The organism is Streptomyces sp. NPDC091271 (genome assembly GCF_044757505.1).
GTDB lineage: Bacteria > Actinomycetota > Actinomycetes > Streptomycetales > Streptomycetaceae > Streptomyces.
The window spans coordinates 1,501,694-1,520,717 of record NZ_JBIVVD010000001.1 but is presented as its reverse complement, the minus strand read 5'-3'; the positions used below and the strand labels follow the sequence as shown (position 1 = coordinate 1,520,717).

The 19,024-nt window shown below is 68.5% G+C and carries 16 protein-coding genes; 7 read left to right on the top strand and 9 right to left on the bottom strand.

The window, feature by feature from the left end:
* The first annotated feature begins 318 nt into the window (after nt 1-318).
* Complete coding sequence (locus tag ACIQM3_RS07215; protein ID WP_401619841.1) at nt 319-852, top strand: hypothetical protein; 534 nt, start codon at nt 319-321, stop codon at nt 850-852.
* A 16-nt stretch (nt 853-868) separates the two neighbouring features.
* On the opposite strand, the gene ACIQM3_RS07210 is transcribed toward ACIQM3_RS07215, so the two are convergent.
* From ACIQM3_RS07210 to ACIQM3_RS07185, 6 genes are all read right to left on the bottom strand, one after another.
* Nucleotides 869-1,060, bottom strand: a complete 192-nt coding sequence (locus ACIQM3_RS07210) for a DUF397 domain-containing protein (protein WP_401619838.1) — start codon at nt 1,058-1,060, stop codon at nt 869-871.
* Complete coding sequence (locus ACIQM3_RS07205; protein WP_401619835.1) at nt 1,057-1,908, bottom strand: helix-turn-helix domain-containing protein; 852 nt, start codon at nt 1,906-1,908, stop codon at nt 1,057-1,059. Before ACIQM3_RS07205 ends, ACIQM3_RS07210 begins: the two co-directional genes overlap by 4 nt.
* Before the next feature lie 521 nt (nt 1,909-2,429).
* Nucleotides 2,430-3,686, bottom strand: a complete 1,257-nt coding sequence (locus tag ACIQM3_RS07200) for a S8 family serine peptidase (protein WP_401619832.1) — start codon at nt 3,684-3,686, stop codon at nt 2,430-2,432.
* Nucleotides 3,687-3,784: 98 nt separating this feature from the next.
* Complete coding sequence (locus ACIQM3_RS07195; protein WP_356713730.1) at nt 3,785-4,084, bottom strand: WXG100 family type VII secretion target; 300 nt, start codon at nt 4,082-4,084, stop codon at nt 3,785-3,787.
* Nucleotides 4,085-4,147: 63 nt separating this feature from the next.
* Nucleotides 4,148-4,501 (bottom strand): WXG100 family type VII secretion target, encoded by a 354-nt coding sequence (locus ACIQM3_RS07190; protein ID WP_356713729.1) that lies wholly within the window; start codon nt 4,499-4,501, stop codon nt 4,148-4,150.
* Nucleotides 4,502-4,579: 78 nt separating this feature from the next.
* A complete protein-coding gene (locus tag ACIQM3_RS07185; RefSeq protein ID WP_401619828.1) occupies nt 4,580-5,839 on the bottom strand; it encodes a S8 family serine peptidase in 1,260 nt (419 codons plus the stop codon).
* A 1,378-nt stretch (nt 5,840-7,217) separates the two neighbouring features.
* On the opposite strand from ACIQM3_RS07185, the gene ACIQM3_RS07180 reads away from it, so the two are divergent.
* Complete coding sequence (locus tag ACIQM3_RS07180; RefSeq protein WP_401619825.1) at nt 7,218-7,613, top strand: hypothetical protein; 396 nt, start codon at nt 7,218-7,220, stop codon at nt 7,611-7,613.
* On the opposite strand, the gene ACIQM3_RS07175 is transcribed toward ACIQM3_RS07180, so the two are convergent.
* From ACIQM3_RS07175 to eccB, 3 genes are all read right to left on the bottom strand, one after another.
* Nucleotides 7,589-8,041, bottom strand: coding sequence for a hypothetical protein (locus ACIQM3_RS07175; protein WP_401619822.1), 453 nt, complete (start codon nt 8,039-8,041; stop codon nt 7,589-7,591). The genes ACIQM3_RS07180 and ACIQM3_RS07175 overlap by 25 nt on opposite strands.
* Nucleotides 8,042-8,215: 174 nt before the next feature.
* Nucleotides 8,216-9,481, bottom strand: coding sequence for a type VII secretion-associated serine protease mycosin (mycP, locus tag ACIQM3_RS07170; protein ID WP_401619819.1), 1,266 nt, complete (start codon nt 9,479-9,481; stop codon nt 8,216-8,218).
* 11 nt (nt 9,482-9,492) lie between these two features.
* On the bottom strand, nt 9,493-11,025 hold the full coding sequence (gene eccB, locus ACIQM3_RS07165) for a type VII secretion protein EccB (protein ID WP_401619816.1): 1,533 nt from the start codon (nt 11,023-11,025) through the stop codon (nt 9,493-9,495).
* Between the two features lie 183 nt (nt 11,026-11,208).
* Here eccB and eccE point away from each other — a divergent pair, with 183 nt between their 5' ends.
* From eccE to ACIQM3_RS07140, 5 genes are all read left to right on the top strand, one after another.
* On the top strand, nt 11,209-12,549 hold the full coding sequence (gene eccE, locus ACIQM3_RS07160) for a type VII secretion protein EccE (RefSeq protein WP_401619813.1): 1,341 nt from the start codon (nt 11,209-11,211) through the stop codon (nt 12,547-12,549).
* Nucleotides 12,546-13,256, top strand: a complete 711-nt coding sequence (locus tag ACIQM3_RS07155; protein WP_401514930.1) for a hypothetical protein — start codon at nt 12,546-12,548, stop codon at nt 13,254-13,256. The genes eccE and ACIQM3_RS07155 overlap by 4 nt, the downstream gene beginning before the upstream one ends.
* An 82-nt stretch (nt 13,257-13,338) precedes the next feature.
* On the top strand, nt 13,339-13,572 hold the full coding sequence (locus tag ACIQM3_RS07150) for a DUF397 domain-containing protein (protein ID WP_104791893.1): 234 nt from the start codon (nt 13,339-13,341) through the stop codon (nt 13,570-13,572).
* A 353-nt stretch (nt 13,573-13,925) separates the two neighbouring features.
* The gene (locus ACIQM3_RS07145; protein WP_401619809.1) at nt 13,926-16,949 is read left to right on the top strand and encodes an SCO5717 family growth-regulating ATPase; all 3,024 of its coding nucleotides are present in this window, start codon (nt 13,926-13,928) and stop codon (nt 16,947-16,949) included.
* Nucleotides 16,950-17,146: 197 nt separating this feature from the next.
* On the top strand, nt 17,147-19,021 hold the full coding sequence (locus ACIQM3_RS07140) for an ABC transporter substrate-binding protein (protein WP_401619806.1): 1,875 nt from the start codon (nt 17,147-17,149) through the stop codon (nt 19,019-19,021).
* Nucleotides 19,022-19,024 lie beyond the last annotated feature (3 nt).

Below are 19,024 nucleotides of genomic sequence, written 5' to 3'. Positions count from 1 at the left end.
CGGGGGGCCGGTCGGTGACCAGCGTCGGCTCAGTGGCGAAGACTTCGAGGAGCGTCTCACGTTCGTCGGCCTGCGCCCCGGTCAGCGCGAACGCGATTTGCAGGATCAGCAGGTCGGCTGGGTGGAGCGCTGGCCGTCGGCTCGACCGTGCCACCTTCGATCCATCCAGGTTTGTCGCCAAGGCTTGGCGAGCGGCGTGCGCTTGCTCGTGGGGCCGGCCGGCTTACGGGCCGGGGGCGGCGGCCAGCTATACACGCCGCGTATACTTCGCGTCGGGGTTACAGCCTCATGGACACCTGACAAGCTACGGAGGACGGGATGAGTGAGCCGTCGAGCGAGGGGCGGGAAGGCGCCCTGCCTCGTTTCCGAGTCGAGCTGGCAAGCCCCGACGAGGGAATCCGCCGCACGACCCAGGTGCATGCGAGCACCATGGAGGAGGCCCTGGCAAAGGCCCGCGAGCCCGACGGGTGGCCGGATGCCGGGCCCGGCAGTTACCCCGGCCGGTTTCGCGTGGTGGAGGCGGCCGAGGAGAGCCCTGAAGGTGAGGCCCGGCGAGACAGGAATGCGCGCCGCCGCTACCTCAACACCATCGTCGAGTCCGGCCTGACGGCACTGGGCAAGCCGGTGCCGGAGCGCCCGGACGCAGAGTTCGCAGATGTCCTGTGCGACTTCTTCACCCGCGCCGTAGTGCTGCCCGGTCGCTACCCCTTCACCTCCGGAGAGGAGGACGGAGACGGTGAGGGCGGCCACTTGCTGAACCAGCACGACGACTCCGCCGTACTGGCTGAGCTCCTCATCAAGCATCTCGCCGGCCACGGACTGACGTTGGCACAGGCCGCGGGCGAGGAGTAGGTCAGGGGGCCCTCGCTCACACCGCTGAGTCAGCTGCGAGCATGGTGAATGCCGACCAGGCACCCGGGGATACGCTCAGTGGACGCCTCTGCGTGTTCTTCGAGTCCCGGATGAGGACCGTCGCCTGGTGTGCCGCCACTTCGACGCAGTTGTCGCCCTCGCTCCCGCTGTAGCTGCTCTTGAACCATTCCTGCTCGGTGGTGTTCATAGCACTCCTCGCATCTGTTCCAGCAGGCTGATCGTGGCCCTGCAGTCGTGGGCCTGCGAACGCAGCTTGCCATAGCGCTGGAGTAGAACGCTTACGTCCTTCGGGGCGGTGAGCAGGCTGCTCGACCGCTGCCCCTCGGTGTATCCAGCCCACTGATGCTCTGGGGTCTCGGCGAGGTACATGTGCCCGTCGATTCCGCAGTGATCCTCTTGCCGCAGCGGCATGATCTGGATCTCGACGTTGCGCAGTCGGCCAACGGACAACAGATGGTCGATGCTGGCCCGCGTGACTTCGTCGCCGCCCAGGCTCCGTTCCAGGACGGCCTGTTCAATGATGAAACTGAACGCAGTGTTTGGCTTCTGCTGGATGACTTGCTGCCGGTCGAGCCTGGCAGCGACCTCCCGCTCCAGTTGCTCCTCGGTGACCGGCGGCAGCCGACGTTCGAAGATCGCCCGGATGTACCTCTCCGGCTGCAACAGTCCCGGAATCGCCCGGCACTCGTACGCGTACAGCGTGATCGCATCCTCCTCGATCCCCGCCCACTGCCGGAACCACGACGCCAGCCCCACCTTCCGCGTCAAACTCCGCGCCGCCGCAGCGAGCACCCGCGCAGCCGGCGCCCCAAGCACGCCCTCCGAGCGGTCCAGCAAGTCTCTCGGCGGGAACCGTTTCCCCTGCTCGATCTTGGCGATGTACGCCGCCGAGTACTGCACGAGCGGCGCGAACTGCTCCTGCGTGAGATGGGCTTCGTCCCGCAGGGCCTTCAGCACCGCCCCGAACGTCTTGAGGCTGTCCGACAGCTCCGGCTCGTTGTTGGTCGCGTCCCCGGCCCCGTTGTCCGTCCGCATAGCCACCGTCCACCTTTCCGTGCCCGCCCAGTGCTGGACCCGCCCGTGCTGCCCGGTACAACGCTGACGCCCGCTGTGGTCACGGGCAGTTACCCACCCAGATCAGAGGGTCAACCAGTACAACGGATTCTGTATCAGCGACGGGCCTGTGGACCTCGATCACGTCGGAATCACTCAACCTGGTGTGGGGTTTCGTGTGGGCGCGTCTTCGGCACTGGTGGTCCGCCATCAGGGGGCGCGAGGCGCGGCCCTCGTACGACGAGCCCAGACGGTTCGCGCATCCGATCGTCGGGAGGCTCATTCTGCGCCGGCAGGCACTCACTGTGGGCGGCGCCGAGGAACAAGTCGGCATCGTCTACCAGGCGGGGCCCGTAAGCCCCTCCGAGACCCCGCTCGCCCGGCTTCCGTGACGTAAGCCCGGCCCGACGGCGGTGCGTATTCAGCATCGCTGACCACGCCTGTGGTCACTCTGCTACCTGAGGCGCCGGGGCTGCGGGTGCCGAACGGTGGCTGCCAGGTGTTCAGGATCTGCGGCGTTGGCGGCCGAGGGCGAAGGCTGCGGCGCCGAGCACCACTACCGCCGCTACTCCGCCGAAGATATAGACCAGTTGGTCGTCGTCGCCCTTGTCTGGGCTGGCGCCTGCTGCGACAGCGCCGTCAGCCTTTTCTTCCTTCTCAGGCTTGGCCGAAACTGAGGCGGACGGGGCGGGGGTCGCTGTGGAGCCGGACGTCTTCTCGTTGGTGAGAGGGCTGATGTCCGGGGCGCCAGGGGTTCCCTCGCCCTTCAGGATGTTCATGGATGGGCGGATCAGGCCATGGCCGAGGTACTTGCTGAGCGTGCCCTTTTTCCAGTCCCGGCTGGCCGTGTCGAAAAGTACATTGAGGACCTGGTTCGCGGTCCAGTCGGGATGGGCGGACCACACCAGGGCTGCGGAGGCGGATGCGATCGCGGTTGCTGCGCTCGTTCCGCCGTCGCCGTCGCAGTAATCCTGGAACGTTTCGTTGCACCAGTAGGGGATGTCGTTACCGGGAGCGGCAATATCCACGGTGTCCCCATTCTGGGAGTACTCTGCTACCTTTCCATCACGGTCTGCAGAAGAGACTCCGACGACCTCCGGGTATGCGGCGGGGTAGCTCTCCGGATTTCCTTCCTTGGCCTCGTTGCCGACAGCGGCAAAGAACAACTTACCCTTACTCTGAGCGTATTTGACCGCTTCAGCTTCTCGCTGCATTTGGAAATCGCTACCAAACGACATGCTGATAATCTTGACGTCACTGTCAGCCGCTGCTCGAATCGAGTCCGCAGTATCGTAAGCATTCACCGAATGCTCATTCTGAAACTGCGTATCGGCCACTCGCATCGGGACGACCTTGGCCCCCGGCGCAAGGCCCTTCAGGCCCCCGCCCCGGCCCGTGCCGACAATCAACTCCGCCATGGTGGTGCCATGCCCGTCGTAATCGTCAGTTTCGTCTCCTTCGGCTCCTGTAGCGTCTAGTCCTTCCAGTACCTGTCCTGCAAGGGAAGGCGTCGACGCATTAACGCCAGAGTCGATGACAGCAACCTTGACGCCTTGACCCGTGGCTGCCTTCCACATCTCCTCGGCCTGCATCGCGCTCAGGTACCACTGTTTCGATTGCACGTCTGCGGCGAGGGCAGAGGGAGCAGTCGCTGCGAAGCACATACCCCAAGCGGCGGTTACAGCCATCGTCACGAGCAGGCGACCTCTCAATCGGAGAGACACACAACGCTTCCGGGTCTGGCTCACTAGTGCTGTCATCCTGACTTTCGGACCTTCCCTGCAACTGCTCCACGACACACGTCAGGGTGGGCACCTCCCGTGCGTGCCCACCCTGATCGGTCCGTCCTTCTCGAGTTCTACTCGAAGTTGGCCCTCGCCCGCTTGTCGCCTGCGTGGTAGGCGACACCGGCGTCGCGCACCTTGCGAGAGATCTCGGACAAGGCGGTGTGGATCCCCGTGGCATCGCGGTCCCAGCCGGCCTGCGACGCGTCGTACGCGGACTTCGCCTCGCCCACCCAGAGCTCGGAGACGCTGGCGATCATCCGCTTGATGGCCGCAAGGTCTTCCTGGAGCTGCTTGCTCTGCCGGTCAATGTCCCCGGCTGCCTGCTCCAGGCTCGAGTAAGTGACAACCATCGTGCCGTCGTTGGCTGACATACGGTCCTCCAGTTCAATCTAGTTCGGTGTGATGGCCCGCACTCGGTACGGGTGCAGCAGGGTTCAGAGAGAGTTGATGGCGGAGGTCCTGGCCTCCGAGCCGCCCGAGTGACCGGAGACGACGTCCACGCCCTGGAGGGCCTGCTTGATCTCGTCTTCGGTGTTGCCCGAGATGGTGCGAGCCGCCTTGATGGCTTCCTGGAAGTTGACCAGCCGGGTGGCGATGCCGCTCATCCTGTTGTTGATGTCGACCTGCTTGGCGTTGAACGCGTTGGCGCCGATGCCCTTCCAGGCGCCTTCCAGGCTGTCGATCGTCGCGTTCAGCGTCTTCAGCTGGCCCCTCACGGAGTCGAATCGCCTGCCGAGCTCGCCTTCGAGCTTGAGGAGGGCTTCATCTGAAAGCTTCTGATCTGCCATAGTTCTGGCTTCCTTTCTGGTGCTCTTGTTCGGTCCGGCATTCTTGCCGGGGGTACATACAGGAGGAACTACGGTCGGTCAGGTGGTACGGCGCTTGCGAACGAGTGCGAAAGCGCCGCCGCCCAGCACGAGGACTACTGCCACTCCGCCAAGGATCAGGCCCAGTTGGCTGTCGTCGTTCTTCTCCGCGCTGGAGCCTGCCATGGCGGCGCCCTCAGCCTCGCCCTTCTTCTCAGGCTGTGACGAAGCTGATGCGGAGGCGGCGGGTGAGGCCGTGGAGCCAGCCGTCTTCTCGTTGGTAAGAGGACTGATGTCCGGGGCGCCGGGATTTCCCGTGCCCTTGAGAATGTTGACGGCCGGGCGAATGATGCCATGGCCGATGTAGTTGCTGAGCGTGCCCTTTTCCATGTCACCTCGCCCAGCGGTGTCAAAGAGGACGTTGAGGACTTGGTTGGCTGTCCAGTCCGGGTGGGCGGACCAAATCAGGGCAGCGGCGGCTGACGTGATGGCAGTGGCCTGACTGGTACCACCTTCAGTGTCACAGTAGCTCTGAAATTTTGCGTCACACCACAGGGGAATTCCGTCGCCGGGGGCCGCAATGTCTACAACCTTGCCGTGCTGGGAGTAAGCCGACGCGCGACCACCACTGTCAGTAGCGGCAACACCGACGACCTGCGGGTATGCGGCGGGATACTGCTCCTTGTTTCCCTTATCCGCATTGTTTCCCACGCCCGCAAAAAATAGCTTTCCTTTACTCTCTGCGTATCCGACAGCTTCCCGCTCTTCCCGGCCAGGGAAATCACTGGCGAACGACATGCTGATGATCCGTGCCTCACTGTCCGCCGCAGCTCGGATAGCATCAGCACTGTCATGCGGGTTCACGGAGTTCTCGTTCTGAAATTGCGTATCGGTAATCCGAATGGGAACGATTTCCGCGCCTGGCGCAAGGCCTTGCAGCCCTCCGCCCTTTCCCGTTCCAGCAATCAACTCAGCCATACTCGTGCCGTGCCCGCGATAGTCGTCGTACTCATCGCCCTCGGCTCCCGTCGCGTCAAACCCCTCCAGGACCTGCCCCTTCAGCGATGGCGTCGATGAGTTCACACCGGTATCGATGACAGCAACCTTGATGCCCTCGCCTGTGGTTGTCTTCCACATCTCTTCGGCATGCATGGGTTCGAGGTACCACTGCTTCGACTGTGCGTCTACGGCAACCGCAGTGGGCGCAGTCCCGGCAAATCCCAGACTCCAGGCAGCCGCCACAGCCATCGTGCCGAGCAGGCGGCCCCTCAAACCGAGAGATACGCGACGCTTTCGGGTCTGGCTCATTCCTGCTGTCATCCTGACTTCCGAACCTTCCCTGTACCTACTCGATCACCGGCGGTGCGGTTCCACGCCGGCCCGCCTCCCACGTCTCTCTGTCTTCCGTCAGGTAGTCCGGGCGCGGCGTGCCGTCGTCCTGGTCCTCGTCACCGGAATCCTTCCGGCCTGCCGGGCCACGCACGAGCCCCGCACCTCCGGCAGTAAAGCCCTTCCCGCCTGCTCCAGGCCCCACAGCGCCTCCACGAGGCGCGCCGACAACCCCTCTGGTGCTCGGGGCCCCCTTCCCGCCGGGGCGCGACGCGTTACCCGTTCCGCCGGCTCCGACCACGCCCCGCTGGCCGACGCCGCCGACGGAACCGCCTGCCCTGGCCACTCCTCCGGCTCCGATGACCGTGCCGCGTTGGACACCACGTGTACCGCCGGGCGCCCCGGCGCCAGGGACTGCGCGTTGCGGAGTCCCGCCGACGATGCCACCTCGGCCTGCGCTCGCGCCTGTGGCTCCGGGCGCAGCTGTCCGCCCTGTCGCCGTGGGCCTGCCGCCAGTGACACCGGACCGGCCGGCAGCAGGGGCCTGCGGCCCACCGCCTCCGCGTCCGCCGGTGCCGGAGGCCGAGCCCCCAGTCATGGGCGAGGGGCGCCCTACCTGGGGTCCGGTGCGATTATTTGCCGCAGGACCGCCTACTGATCGGGCATTACTGCTACCCGCCTGGCTGACGGTCTTGGGGGTGTTTGTAATTGCTTGAGGCACCCTCGAGCCACTTGTCACTGGCTTCACGTAGCCGTTGGCCATGGGCGGAGGAGGAGGGCCTCCTGCCGGACCAGGGCCTGTGGCAGTAGGGGTCGGTGTGGGCCCCGGGGTGGTCACAGGAGCTGGCGGTGTGGCCACGCTGTTGATCTCTGTCGCAACCGGTACGGGTGCGTTTCCCAGCGCATCAGCTCTGGAATGCCCTCCTGCACCCACGCTCGCTGCGCTACCCGTTGCGCCGTGCCCCGTGCTCTCCCGTGGCGTATTGCTGTCGCCCGCCTCTGAACCTGCTGCCGAGCCCCCCGAATCAGGAAATCGCCCAATACCATCCGACGGCCTCGGCATCGCCACATCAAGCCTCTTGTCGAACCGCGGCGGCTCCTGCCCCGCCAGCGACTCCCCCGCCACCGCGTAATACGAAGCCAGCCGGTTGGCCTGGTTGATGGCCTCCTGACGGTCCTTCTCGACCTTCAGCGCCGCCGCGTACTCCGGGTTCGATTCGATCCGCGCCGGGGACTCGATGTCCTCGGGGGACTTACGGATGAAGCGACTGTCACGAGGAGGAAGCGAGTTGCGCACTGAGGCGAGGCCCGTGCCCGCGACCGTGATCTGTGTGCCGGCCGCCTGGGCGAATTCGCCCAGCTTCTCGGCATGGGCGACCAAGCCCTTGCCCCAGTCCCGGAAGGCGACTCCGGACTCGCCCTCCCAGTCGACCTCGGCAATGAAGTCGCCCAGCTCCTTCGCCGCGTCGCTGATCGCGGTCCGTGCCTTCAGCAACGCCTCGCCGGCCTCTTCGAGGTGCTCCGGGTTGGAGTTCTCGATCAGGTCGATCATCACGTTGAGGTCGACGCCCTCGAAGGACGTGCGACCCGAGGCGCCGGGGCTCCCGAAGCCGAACGCCTCCATCACGCCCTGCATCTGGCGCGTCACGTCCGTGACGATCAGCTGACCCTGGACGCGCTCCGTGTCCTGCTGCTGCTGCTCAGCGGGCGTCAGTTCCGGCTGCTGCTTCTCGTCACTCATCAGCTATCACCCAAGTCGTCGTAGGCAGAGCCGGTCTTGCTGTCGGAGCGCGGCTGCTCAGGCTTGTCGTGCTTCTCCGCCCGCGCCTTCTCGCTCTCCGCGTCCAGACGCGCCTGGATCTCGTAGAACCGCCGCCGCGTGTCGTCGTCCACGTTGTCGAAGCCGACCGCCGCCGCGTGCACGCCGAGGCTCAGGTACTCGATCTGGTCGCCCAGCGACTTCGAAAGCGTGACGAGTGCGTCGTGAACGCGGTTGTACTGGGTGAAGAGGCCGTCCGCCTCTGCGAAGCTTGTGTTCCCACCGCTCAAGGCGTTGCGCGACACCGTCTGTGCCGCGACCTTCGACTTGCCGGCCGGTGAGCTCTCGAGGTCCGCCAGCAACGCGTTGACGCTCTTCTGGAACTTCTCCAGGGCGCCTACTCCGCGCCGGAGATCTCCCTTTCCTTTGCTCACGTTGCTGCCTTCCCCGATTCCCCGTTTGCTCAGGCCGTTTCGCGTTGCTATCGCACCCGCGTGAACAGCACTGGCCCCATAGCATCACTCTAGCCAATGGCACTGACAGGACCAACTGTCTTGTCCATCACGTAACTTCCCGGCCGTCAATCAGCCACCGACCAGGACGGGACGTCACATACCGCCCGTTTGCCCCTGCCGTCGCTGTCTGTCGCGTACGGCCACCGCCGCACCCGCGATCGCGGCGACCAGGACTCCTCCGCCCACCACGACATACGTCGCGAGCCGGGAGTTGCGTTCCTCGGCGGTTTCGCCCAGGTGGACGACGGCCGGGGACGGGGCCTCGCCCTTGCTCACACCTTCGTGTGACACGGGCTTCTCGATGGGCTTGTCATCCTCGGTCAGGGCGCGCACCGGGTCGACGACGCCCCAGCCGACCAGGTGGTCGTGGCCCGCGATCGAGCGTTCCGCCGTCTGCTCGATCTGGGCGACGATTTGCTCCTGCGTCCAGTCCTTGTGCTTGGCCTTGATGAGGGCCGCGACCCCGGCGACGTACGGGGCCGAGAAACTGGTGCCGTTGTCGGAGCAGTGTCCCCCGCCGGGAACCGTCGAGATCATGTCCACGCCGGGGGCCGCGACCCCCACGAAGTCACCGGACTGGGAAAAGGCCGCGCGTTCGTTGTTGCGGTCCGAAGCGGCGACGGCGAGGACACCGGGGTACGAGGCCGGGTAGGTCTTCTTGACGTTTCCACCCAGCCCGTCGTTGCCGGCCGAGGCGACGACCACGATCTCCCTGGCCAGGGCGGCGTTCACCGCCTGCTCCAGGAGGGGCGTGGGCTTTACCGCGTTGGCCGTGTCCTGGGAGATGTTGATGACATTCGCCCTGCCCTGCCCGGCCGCGTAGTTGATGGCGTCTGCCAGCGTCTCCGCCGTGCCGTGCCCCTCCGCGTCGTTCTGCTGGATCGGGATGATCGTGGCGTCGGGAGCGAGCCCGGTGAAGCCGGTGCCCTTCATCTCCCGGGCGGCGATGATGCCGGCGACCTTGGTCCCGTGACCGACCACGTCGGTGGTGCCGTTCTCATTGCCGCGCTCGATCTTGACGCCGTTCTCGTCCTTGATGTCCTTGTCCAGGAGGTTCTTGCCGCTCTTGGCGTCCACAGCCTTTGTGAGCTGCGGGTTCTTGATGTCGACGCCGGTGTCGATGACCGCCACCCGTACGCCCTTGCCGGTGGACTGCTCCCACAGTTCGTCCATCAGCACGCGCTGGAGTGCCCAGGGCCGGCCCGTGTACATCTTCGAGTCCGGGCCGAAGGTGCACTGGGTGGAGTCGTCCGCGGCTGCGGGCAGCACCGGCAGCGAGACGACGAGAACGGCGGTGGCGGCCGCGGCTGTCAGCAGCCGCCGCGAATAAGACCGGGAGGAAGAGGGGGCCGTGGTCACGTGGTCGCTCCTCACGAGCCCTGCGGCTGGCGGGCCGCACCTGTCGACAGGCGGGGGCCCGTCGGCAGGAAGGCGGACCAGGCGGCGGGAACGGGCGCGGGATCGACGTCCTTGTACCCGAGATGGTTCTGCGCCTGCTGTGCCTCCTGCTGACTCTGCGCCTTCTCCTCCTTCGTGCCGGACTCACCGATTCCGGAGTCGTCCTGCACGCTGTCACCGTTGGACTGCATCGCATAGCGCAGCCCGGTGTCGGTCACGAGGAAGAGGGGGCCGGAGTCGGGGCTGGACCCCTTGAACTGCCGGAAGAGCTGCCCCGATCCGGGGGTGGCGTAGGCGCTGCTGGAGCCGGTGGGGAGTGTGGCGGGGAAGGCCGTGCCCGCCCAGGTGCTGAGCGTGCTGGCACCGTCCTTGTCCGAGACACCGCGCAGGACGTTGCACACGGTGTTGCGGCTTCCGCTCTCCGTGCTCGCGGAGTTGACGGGCGTCGGCTTGCTCGTGGGCCAGTTGTTCTCCTGCCCGAACGCCTCACCGGGCTCGAACGCTCCGGCGCTGACGTTCTTCGCTTGGCCGTCCTGGTCGAGGCCGACCAGGGCGCGGCTGCTGAGCAGGAGTTTGGCGACGAAGTCGGACACCGGGGCCACCCTGCCCGGCAGGACCACGTACTGCTGGGTTCCGGTGCCGGAGGTCGCCGCGAGGATCATGCCCACCTTGTTGTCCTCGGCCTGGAGGATCCCCGGAACGTTCGCGTCCTCACCGGGAGTTCCCTCGATGGTCGGGATGGTGACGGCGTCTCCCTTGTGCAGGGTGTCCAGCCAGTCGGCGGACACCCGCTGGGGGTCACGGTCCGGGCCGACCAGGGTGCGCAGCAGCAGTTCGTCGTTCTTCACCGCGTACGCGGTGCCCGTGGCGTCCACGATGTAGCGGGCCTTGTCCGGCCCCGGGCCCTCGACGTACATGAGCTCGCCGCCCCGCAGCTTGCCCGTGCCCTCGGTCTTCTTCTGCTCGCGCTCCGCGAAGACGAACGCCGCCTTCTGGATGGCCCTGCCACCCTCGCCGGGGCGCTCGCAGACCGCCCAGCGCTTGGCGGAGCCGGCTTCCTTCGGGTCGGGCAGGCGGTCCGGCGCGTACGGGATCCCGAGGGTCGCCCCGTGCGGGATCTTGCCGTTGTCGAGGACCGACTCGTCGACGTTGATGACCTTGCCCTTGTCCGGGGCGAGGAGGAGCTTCGCGCTGGACATGTTCAGGACGGGGTGGAGCTGCGTCTTGCCGTCGGTCACCAACACCACGTAGCGGGTGGTGGATTTGCTGGCGATGATGACGTTCTCGTACGGGGTGTCCCACTTCTGGGGCGCCACGGGCTTGAACATCCCCCAGGCTCCGAACACCGCCAGGACGACCACGCCGACGATCGCTCCGGGCACCACCGCGCGAAGAGGGCGCGGCGCACCCTCCTCCGAGCCGGACGGGTGGGGCTGCAGGAACTGTGCGACCAACCTCCGCTTCGCGAAGGTGTAGGCATTGAGTTCGTCCCGCCGTGATGCCATGTGCGCGCTGCCCCTTCTCCCCAGTGGGCGACCAGGTTCCCACACCCGCCGTGGACCGCTGCCGCCGACCGGGACCCCTACTATGCCTGTTGGCACTTGGCCTTCACCGCTCAGGTAGGGTGATCGCCCGATCAACGCCCGTAAAAAAAACGGTGAATACGGACACGAGGGGGCAACGCGGCGATGGCTGCAGCGACGGGCGAGCGCACGAGGCGGTCCAGCCGGCGAACGCCCGCCCCTTCCCGGCGGCAACGCAGCAACGGACCGGACGGATCGGCTCCCCGTCAGTCGGGGGACACCCCCGCTGCGACCACTCTTCACTCGATCTCCAGGACCGGCCGTGTCGGGCCCGCGCTGCGGCAGATGGTGCTCGTCGAGGCCGCCCTGGCAGTCGCCGTGGTGGGCGCCGCGCTCGGCGGTGCCTGGATGATCCCCGCCGGTGTGATCGCCGCTCTGCTGATCCTGCTCTCGGTGGTACGCCGCCGGGGCCGGGCCGTGCAGGACTGGTTGTCGACAGTGTCGTCCCTCCGCCGGCGCAGGCGGACCGCCGCGGCGTCGCCCGCCGAGACGGAGCCGCAGCTGGCACCGGTGGCGGAGAACGTGCCGGGGTTCGCTCCCTACATCTATGTGGACGGCGCCCGCCGCACGGTGGGCATGATCGGGGACGGGACGTTCCTGACCGCCGTCGTGCGGGTCGAGGCGAGCGGTGAGTCGCTCCGTCAGGCCATGGGTGCCCGGGCGCTTCCGCTGTCCCTCCTGGGTGACGCGCTCGCGGTGGACGACATCGTGCTGGAGTCCGCGCAGCTGGTGCAGCAGGTGCGGCCCGCTCCGGCGCCGCATCTGCCGGAGCGGTCGGTGGCCAGGCTGTCGTACGCCCCCCTCCAGGACCGGACCGGGGCGCCCGCGCTGCGGATGACCTGGGTGGCGGTGAAGCTGGATCCGGAGCTGTGCCGGGAGGCCGTGGAGGCGCGCGGTGGCGGGCTCGGAGGCGCTCAGCGCTGCCTGGTCCGGGTCGCGGACCATGTGGCGAGCCGGATCACCGGCGCGGGGTTCCGGGCCTCGGTGCTGGACCAGGACGAGCTGAACTCCGCCGTGGCCACGTCCGCTTGTGCGAATCCCATCCTGTCGGCGCGCGCCGGGCGTCCGGACGCCGCGCCGCAGCGACGGACGACGGAGACCACGCGGGTCTGGCGCTGCGACGACCGCTGGCACACCACCTACGCCGTGGACCGCTGGCCCGAGCTCGGCCGGGGAGCGACTCCGCTGCCGCGGCTCGTGGCGCTGCTGACCTCGGTGCCCGCGTACGCGACGACGTTCAGCCTGACGGTGCGCCGCGGGGCGCACCAGGGGCACATGTCCGTGCGCGGCCACGTACGGATCACCGGCGGCTCCGACACCGAACTGGTCGGGGTACGACGGACATTGGAGCAAGCCGCCCGGCACGCGGAGGTCGGTCTCGTACGGCTGGACCGCGAGCAGCTGCCGGGTGTCCTGGCCACGCTCCCGCTGGGAGGCGCGCAGTGACGAAGCACATCGCTCCGAGGCGAGGGCTGCTGGGGCCGCGCCATGCCGGTCACACCCTGGCCGCGGACCATCTGGGCGCGCTGTCGTTGCCGGTGGGGGACGACGGCGTGATCATCGGGGACGACGCCGAGGGGCGCCCGCAGATGATCGGGTTCCACCGGCCGGCGCCTTACGACGTCCTGCTGATCGGCGGTCTGTGGACCGCGCAGGTCCTGGCGCTGCGCGCGGCCGGTACGGGTGCACGCGTGGCGGTCGAGACGGGCCGCACCCAGGCGTGGACCACACTGGCGCAGGCCGCGGGTGCCGGTCTCGAGTGCGTCTCGCTCCATGACGTGGGGCGGGTCCCGCCGACCGGTGCGACCGTGGGCAGCCCTGTGGTGGTGGTGCGCGACTGCGGAATGCGTCCGCCCCGCGGCCGGGTGGTGTCCTCGCCGTGGCAGTCGGTGCTGACGCTGCTGCCCTATCTGAGCCCCGTGGCACCCCGGTTGATGCGGGCGGCGACCCTGGTGGGTGTTCAGCGGGTGTCGCCGGAAGAGGCACAGCAGATCGGCCGGATCCTGGGGCTCGCGCGGGCCGAGAGCGAGGCACTGCCCACCCTGGCGGACGGTGTCACCCTCTGGGTGGCGGGCCGTGAGCGCCACTGGGTGATGACCAGCGCGACGGACGTGGAGACCGGATTGCTGGGCACCGCTCGCAGGATGGACTGAATCCCTCCCGTTCGCGCCCCGGACCGGCCGCTTTTCAGGATCATGGCGGGGAACCAGACAGTTCGACCGAAGGGACGTGCGCATGGGCACCCAGCAGGAAAAGGACGAGCTCTACGCTCTCGACATCTCGGATGTGGAGTGGCTGAGCGCACCCGGTACCGAGAACGTCGAGGAACGGGTCGAGATCGCCCACCTCCCGGGGGGCGCGGTCGCGATGCGGTCGTCGCTGGACCCGGGGACCGTACTGCGCTACACGGAGGCCGAGTGGCGCGCGTTCGTGCTGGGCGCCCGGGACGGCGAGTTCGACCTCAAGTAGGCGACCGCGAGGTGAGGGGGCGGCGGTCGGGACCGCCGCCCCCTCACCGTGGCCGCCCCGCCCGCTCCGCCCTGTCCGCCCCGCCCCGATGCGCGGGACCTGGCCCGTTCCTCCGTGTTCTGCCACGCTCGTTCCGTGCGGGAGCCACGCGTGACCTACGGGACAGCGGTCGCGAGCGGTACGGCCTGCCGTACCGCGCCCCATGGCGATTAGGGTGGGTGGGGGCGCGGCAGAGGAACCTGCGGGCAGGCACTGCGCGTCGCAAGGGGGAGAGCCGGGCGGACCGGACATAACGGGAACGGTCGCCCCCACCCACCACGGCACAAGGGTGCTCGACCACACCAGGAGGCAAAGTGAACGGCGATCGGGACGAGATCAGCGGGGGATGGAACACGCCCGTCGACGAGTCGTCCGACGCGGATCCCGCCGAGATGACGGGTGAGTTCACCATCGACTACACCCCGCCCGCCTGGTACACACAGAACGCGCCGGGTGACTCTTCGGGAGGAGCGGGGTCGCACCTGGCGCCGCCTCCGCCGCCGCAGGGGGCGCCCTTGTCCGTACCGGGGCTGCCCGCTTCCGGCGGATTCGAGCCCGGCTGGCCGCCGGTTCCGGCCGCGCCGTCCGAAGCGTCGTCGGCCGCCTCGTCCGAGCCGCCCTCACCTTCCTACGAGCCCGCTCCTCCGGCGCCGGCTTCCCCCGCGGCGGGCTCCGAGGAGCCTGACTCCGGGAGCGGCGCGGACGGCCCCTTCGGTGGCGGTGATGTGGAGAGCGGCGCCACCATGCGCTTCTCGCCCGCCGCTCTGAAGCAGGAGATCGCCGAGCGCGAGGCGGCCAGGGCCAAGACGGAGACGCAGGCGGAGGCCGGGTCCACGGCCCCGACTTCCGCCGGGCCCACGCCTCCTGCCGCCCCGTCGGAGCCCGAAGGCGCGGGCCCGGCCGGCCCGGTGGGTGAGCAGGAATCCGCAGGATCCGGGGAAGACGCTGCGGAGACGGGCGCCCCGGAGCCGGACGCGTCGAAGGCCTCCGTACGGGAAACCGACGGCGAGCCCGGGACGGGCGAGGAGCGAGCCGACGGGCAGACCGATGAGCCGGCGGACTCCGTGACGGATGCCGGCCCCCAGGACACACCGCCGGCCGGTACACCGTCGGACGGCACACCGCCCGGAGGCGCGTCGCCCACCGCCGCATCGCCCACCGCCGCATCGCCCACCGACGCGCCACCCGCCGACGCATCGCCCACCGACGCTCCGCCCACGAACGCGCCGTCCGTCGACGGGCCTCAGGGTGCCGTGCCGCCGAACGCACCGGCCCCGTGGTCGCCCGCGCCACCCGCGCAGGGCGCCCTCCCGCCGCTGCCGCCCGCCTTCCAGCCGGCCGCACCGCAGCCGAGCGCGCCTCAGCCCGCGCCGCAGTGGCCCGCACAGCAGCCGCCCGCTCCGGCCGCCGGGCCGGCGGGTGGCTACGGCTTCCCACAGGCTCCTCCGCCGCCCCCGCCCGCACAGTCGGCCCCGCCGGCTCCCCAGCAGCACGCTCAGCCCAACACGCCCGCGCCCCAGGGTGGTTACGGTTTCCCGCAGGCACCGCAGCAGGGCGGTTACGGGTTCCCCCAGGCACCGCAGCAGGGCGGTTACGGCTTCCCCCAGGCACCGCAGCAGCAGTATCCCGCCCAGGGCGCGCCCCAACTGCCCCCGGGCGCGCAGCCCCAGGGCGGCTACGGCTTCCCGGCTCCGCAGGGCGGCCAGCCCCCGCAGTTCCCCGCGCAGGGTGCTCCGCTCCCCCCGCAGGCCCCTCAGCAACCGGCGCAAGGCACGCCGAACCTGCCTGCACAGCAGCAGCAGCAGCCCGAGGCCTACCAGCCCCAGCCTCCCGCTCCCCAGGCCCCGCCGGTCGACCCGCGCACCGGCGCCGCCTGGCCGACGCCGGTCACGCATGACCAGCGCGAGCGCTCCGTGCCGGGCGCCCCGCTCGGCTACACGGCCGCGGTGGAGCTGTCGTCGGACCGGCTGGTCCGGGGCAAGCAGAAGGCGAAGAGCAGCCGCACGCCGTCCGCCGCCTCCCGCTTCAAGCTGGGCGGGAAGAAGGAGGAGATCGAGCGGCAGCGCAAGCTGGAGCTGATCCGTACGCCGGTGCTGTCGTGCTACCGGATCGCGGTCATCAGCCTCAAGGGCGGCGTGGGCAAGACCACGACGACCACCGCGCTCGGCTCGACCCTGGCCACCGAGCGGCAGGACAAGATCCTCGCCATCGACGCCAACCCGGACGCCGGCACACTCGGGCGGCGGGTGCGCCGGGAGACCGGGGCGACCATCCGCGACCTGGTCCAGGCGATCCCGTACCTCAACTCGTACATGGACATCCGCCGCTTCACCTCGCAGGCCCCCTCCGGCCTGGAGATCCTCGCCAACGACGTGGACCCGGCGGTCTCCACGACCTTCAACGACGAGGACTACCGCCGGGCGATCGACGTCCTGGGCAAGCAGTACCCGATCATCCTCACCGACTCGGGCACGGGCCTGCTCTACAGCGCGATGCGCGGTGTACTGGACCTCGCCGACCAGCTGATCATCATCTCGACGCCGTCCGTCGACGGCGCATCGAGCGCGTCGACCACGCTGGACTGGCTGTCGGCGCACGGCTACGCGGAACTGGTGCAGCGCTCCCTGACGGTCATCTCCGGTGTCCGCGAGACCGGCAAGATGATCAAGGTCGACGACATCGTGCAGCACTTCGAGACGCGCTGCCGCGGCGTCGTGGTCGTACCGTTCGACGAACACCTGTCGGCGGGCGCCGAGGTGGACCTCGACATGATGCGGCCGAAGACCCGGGAGGCCTACTTCAACCTCTCCGCGCTCGTCGCCGAGGACTTCCAGCGCGCCCAGCAGCAGCAGGGGCTGTGGACGGCCGACGGCAGCGCTCCGCCGCCGCAGTTCGCCCCGCCCATGCCCGGCTGGCAGACGCCCGGTCAGCAGGTGCCCGGCCAGCAGCCGTACGCACCCCAGCCCGGTCAGCCGTACCCGGGGCAGCAGCAGTACCCCGGACAGCCGTACCCCGGGCAGCCGCAGCAGCCGTATCCACCCCAGCAGCCGTACGGCGGGCAGCAGCCGTACGGAGGACAGCAGCCTCCGCCCCAGCAGGCCGCCGCGCCGCCGCAGGCGTACCCGCCGCACGCCGGCCCGGGTGCGCAGAACAACAGCTGGCAGCAGGCGCTGCCCCCGCAGGCGCAGCCCGGTGCGGGGCAGGCCGGACCGCCTCCGCCGCCCGCGCAAGACGATGGCCAGGCACATCAGTCCGGACAGCCCGAACTGCAAGGCCCCGTTCCGCCCGCGGGCTGGCAGCAGCACCCCCCGCAGCCGCCGCCGGCCCCTCAGCAGTAAGGCAGTAGAGGTCTAAACCAATGAGGGCCCGCACCGTTCACACGGTGCGGGCCCTCATCGCATTCCCGCAGACCACACGCGGTTTGGCGGACCGTTGACGCGACTCGACCGCCGCTGATAAACCTTCGCTTCACCAGCTGGCGAACCAGAGATCTGCCCGCCTTCACCGTGCGAGTCATGACGCGAGGTCCACGTCCATGGTCACAAGATTCCCACCACGCCCGTCCCGCCCACGCGGCCGACTGCGTATCCTCCTCGCCTCCGGAGCCGCCGCCCTGGCGCTGGCCGCCGGATCGGTCGTCCCCGGAAACCCGCTCGCCCCCGCCCCGCAGCAGGCGCAGGCCGCCGAAGGCAAGTCGACGCTCACGGTCGCGGTCGCGCAGAGCGTCGACTCCCTGAGCCCGTTCCTCGCTCAGCGGCTCGTCTCCACGAGCATCAGCCGGCTGATGTACGACTTCCTGACCAACTACGACGCCAAGGACAACCACACGATCCCCGGGCTCGCCACCGAGTGGGAGTCGTCGGCGGACAAGCTGACGTGGACGTACACCATCCGGAACGACTCGAAGTGGTCGGACGGCGAGAAGGCCACCGCCGAGGACGCGGCGTGGACCTTCAACAAGATGATGACGGACGAGGGTGCCGCGACCTCGAACGGCAGCTTCGTCTCCAACTTCAAAAAGGTGACCGCGCCCAGCCCGGACAAGCTGGTCATAGAGCTGAAGCAGCCTCAGGCCACGATGACGGCGCTGGACGTGCCCATCGTTCCCAAGCACGTCTGGGAGAAGGTCGGCGACTTCTCGAAGTTCAACAACGACACGAAGTTCCCGATCGTCGGCAACGGGCCGTTCATCCTGACGGACTACAAGGTCGACAGCTATGTGAAGCTCAAGGCCAACAAGGACTTCTGGCGAGGCTCACCCAAGTTCGACGAGCTCGTCTTCCGGTACTACAAGGACCAGGACGCAGCGGTCGCCGCCCTCCGAAAGGGTGAAGTTTCCTTCGTCGCCGGAAGCCCGAGTCTGACCCCCGCGCAGGCCGCGTCGCTGAAGTCCGCCGACAACATCAAGGTGAACGACGCCCCCGGCCGGCGCTTCTACGCACTGGCCACCAACCCCGGCGCGCAGACGAAGGACGGCAAGAAGTTCGGCGACGGGCACGCGGCGCTCCAGGACCAGAAGGTCCGTCAGGCGCTCTTCATGTCCGTGGACCGCACGGCCATCATCGACAAGGTCTTCCAGGGCTACGCCGTGGAGGGCGAGGGCTACATCCCGCCCCGCTTCGGCTCCTACTTCTGGAAGCCGACGGCCGAGCAGAAGCTCGCCTACGACCCGGCGAAGGCGGGCGCCCTCCTCGACGAGGCGGGCTACAGGAAGAACAGCGCGGGCAAGCGGACCGGCAAGGACGGCAAGCCGCTCGACTTCCGCATCCTGTGCCACGCCACGGACCCGAACGACAAGGCGATCGGCAAGTACCTCCAGGAGTGGTGGGGCGAGCTCGGCGTCGGTCTGAAGGTCGACTGCCGGGACAACGTCTCCGACCCCTGGTACGCCGGTGAGTACGACCTCGCCTTCGACGGCTGGTCCGTCAACCCGGACCCCGACTTCGTCATGTCGATCCACACCTGCGCCGCGCTGCCGGCCAAGGCGAAGGAAACCGCGCAGACCGACAACTTCATCTGCGACAAGCAGTACGACGAGCTCTACGCGAAGCAGACGGCGGAGTACGACCCCGCCAAACGGGCCGACCTCGTGAAGCAGATGGAGTCGCGGCTGTACGACACGGGGTACATGAATGTCATGGCGTACCCGAATGCCGTCGAGGCCTACCGCACCGACCAGATCAAGTCCATCACGACCATGCCCTCGGACGCGGGCAACATCTACGGTCAGGACGGTTACTGGAGCTGGTGGTCGGCGGTCCCGGCCGCCGGTGCGTCGGGCGACTCGTCCGGCGACAGCGGCAGCTCCACCGGAGTTCTCGTCGGTGTCGGTATCGCTGTAGTCGTCCTCGCCGGTGGCGGGCTGCTGTTCGCCATGCGTCGTCGTTCCACCGCGGAAGACCGTGAATAGTCC

Coding starts and splice junctions, on each gene's coding strand:
- ACIQM3_RS07215 (WP_401619841.1), top strand. CDS start 319: ATGAGTGAGCCGTCGAGCGAGGGGCGGGAAGGCGCCCTGCCTCGTTTC.
- ACIQM3_RS07210 (WP_401619838.1), bottom strand. CDS start 1,060: ATGAACACCACCGAGCAGGAATGGTTCAAGAGCAGCTACAGCGGGAGC.
- ACIQM3_RS07205 (WP_401619835.1), bottom strand. CDS start 1,908: ATGCGGACGGACAACGGGGCCGGGGACGCGACCAACAACGAGCCGGAG.
- ACIQM3_RS07200 (WP_401619832.1), bottom strand. CDS start 3,686: ATGACAGCACTAGTGAGCCAGACCCGGAAGCGTTGTGTGTCTCTCCGA.
- ACIQM3_RS07195 (WP_356713730.1), bottom strand. CDS start 4,084: ATGTCAGCCAACGACGGCACGATGGTTGTCACTTACTCGAGCCTGGAG.
- ACIQM3_RS07190 (WP_356713729.1), bottom strand. CDS start 4,501: ATGGCAGATCAGAAGCTTTCAGATGAAGCCCTCCTCAAGCTCGAAGGC.
- ACIQM3_RS07185 (WP_401619828.1), bottom strand. CDS start 5,839: ATGACAGCAGGAATGAGCCAGACCCGAAAGCGTCGCGTATCTCTCGGT.
- ACIQM3_RS07180 (WP_401619825.1), top strand. CDS start 7,218: ATGGGCGACCAAGCCCTTGCCCCAGTCCCGGAAGGCGACTCCGGACTC.
- eccB (WP_401619816.1), bottom strand. CDS start 11,025: ATGGCATCACGGCGGGACGAACTCAATGCCTACACCTTCGCGAAGCGG.
- eccE (WP_401619813.1), top strand. CDS start 11,209: ATGGCTGCAGCGACGGGCGAGCGCACGAGGCGGTCCAGCCGGCGAACG.
- ACIQM3_RS07150 (WP_104791893.1), top strand. CDS start 13,339: ATGGGCACCCAGCAGGAAAAGGACGAGCTCTACGCTCTCGACATCTCG.
- ACIQM3_RS07140 (WP_401619806.1), top strand. CDS start 17,147: ATGGTCACAAGATTCCCACCACGCCCGTCCCGCCCACGCGGCCGACTG.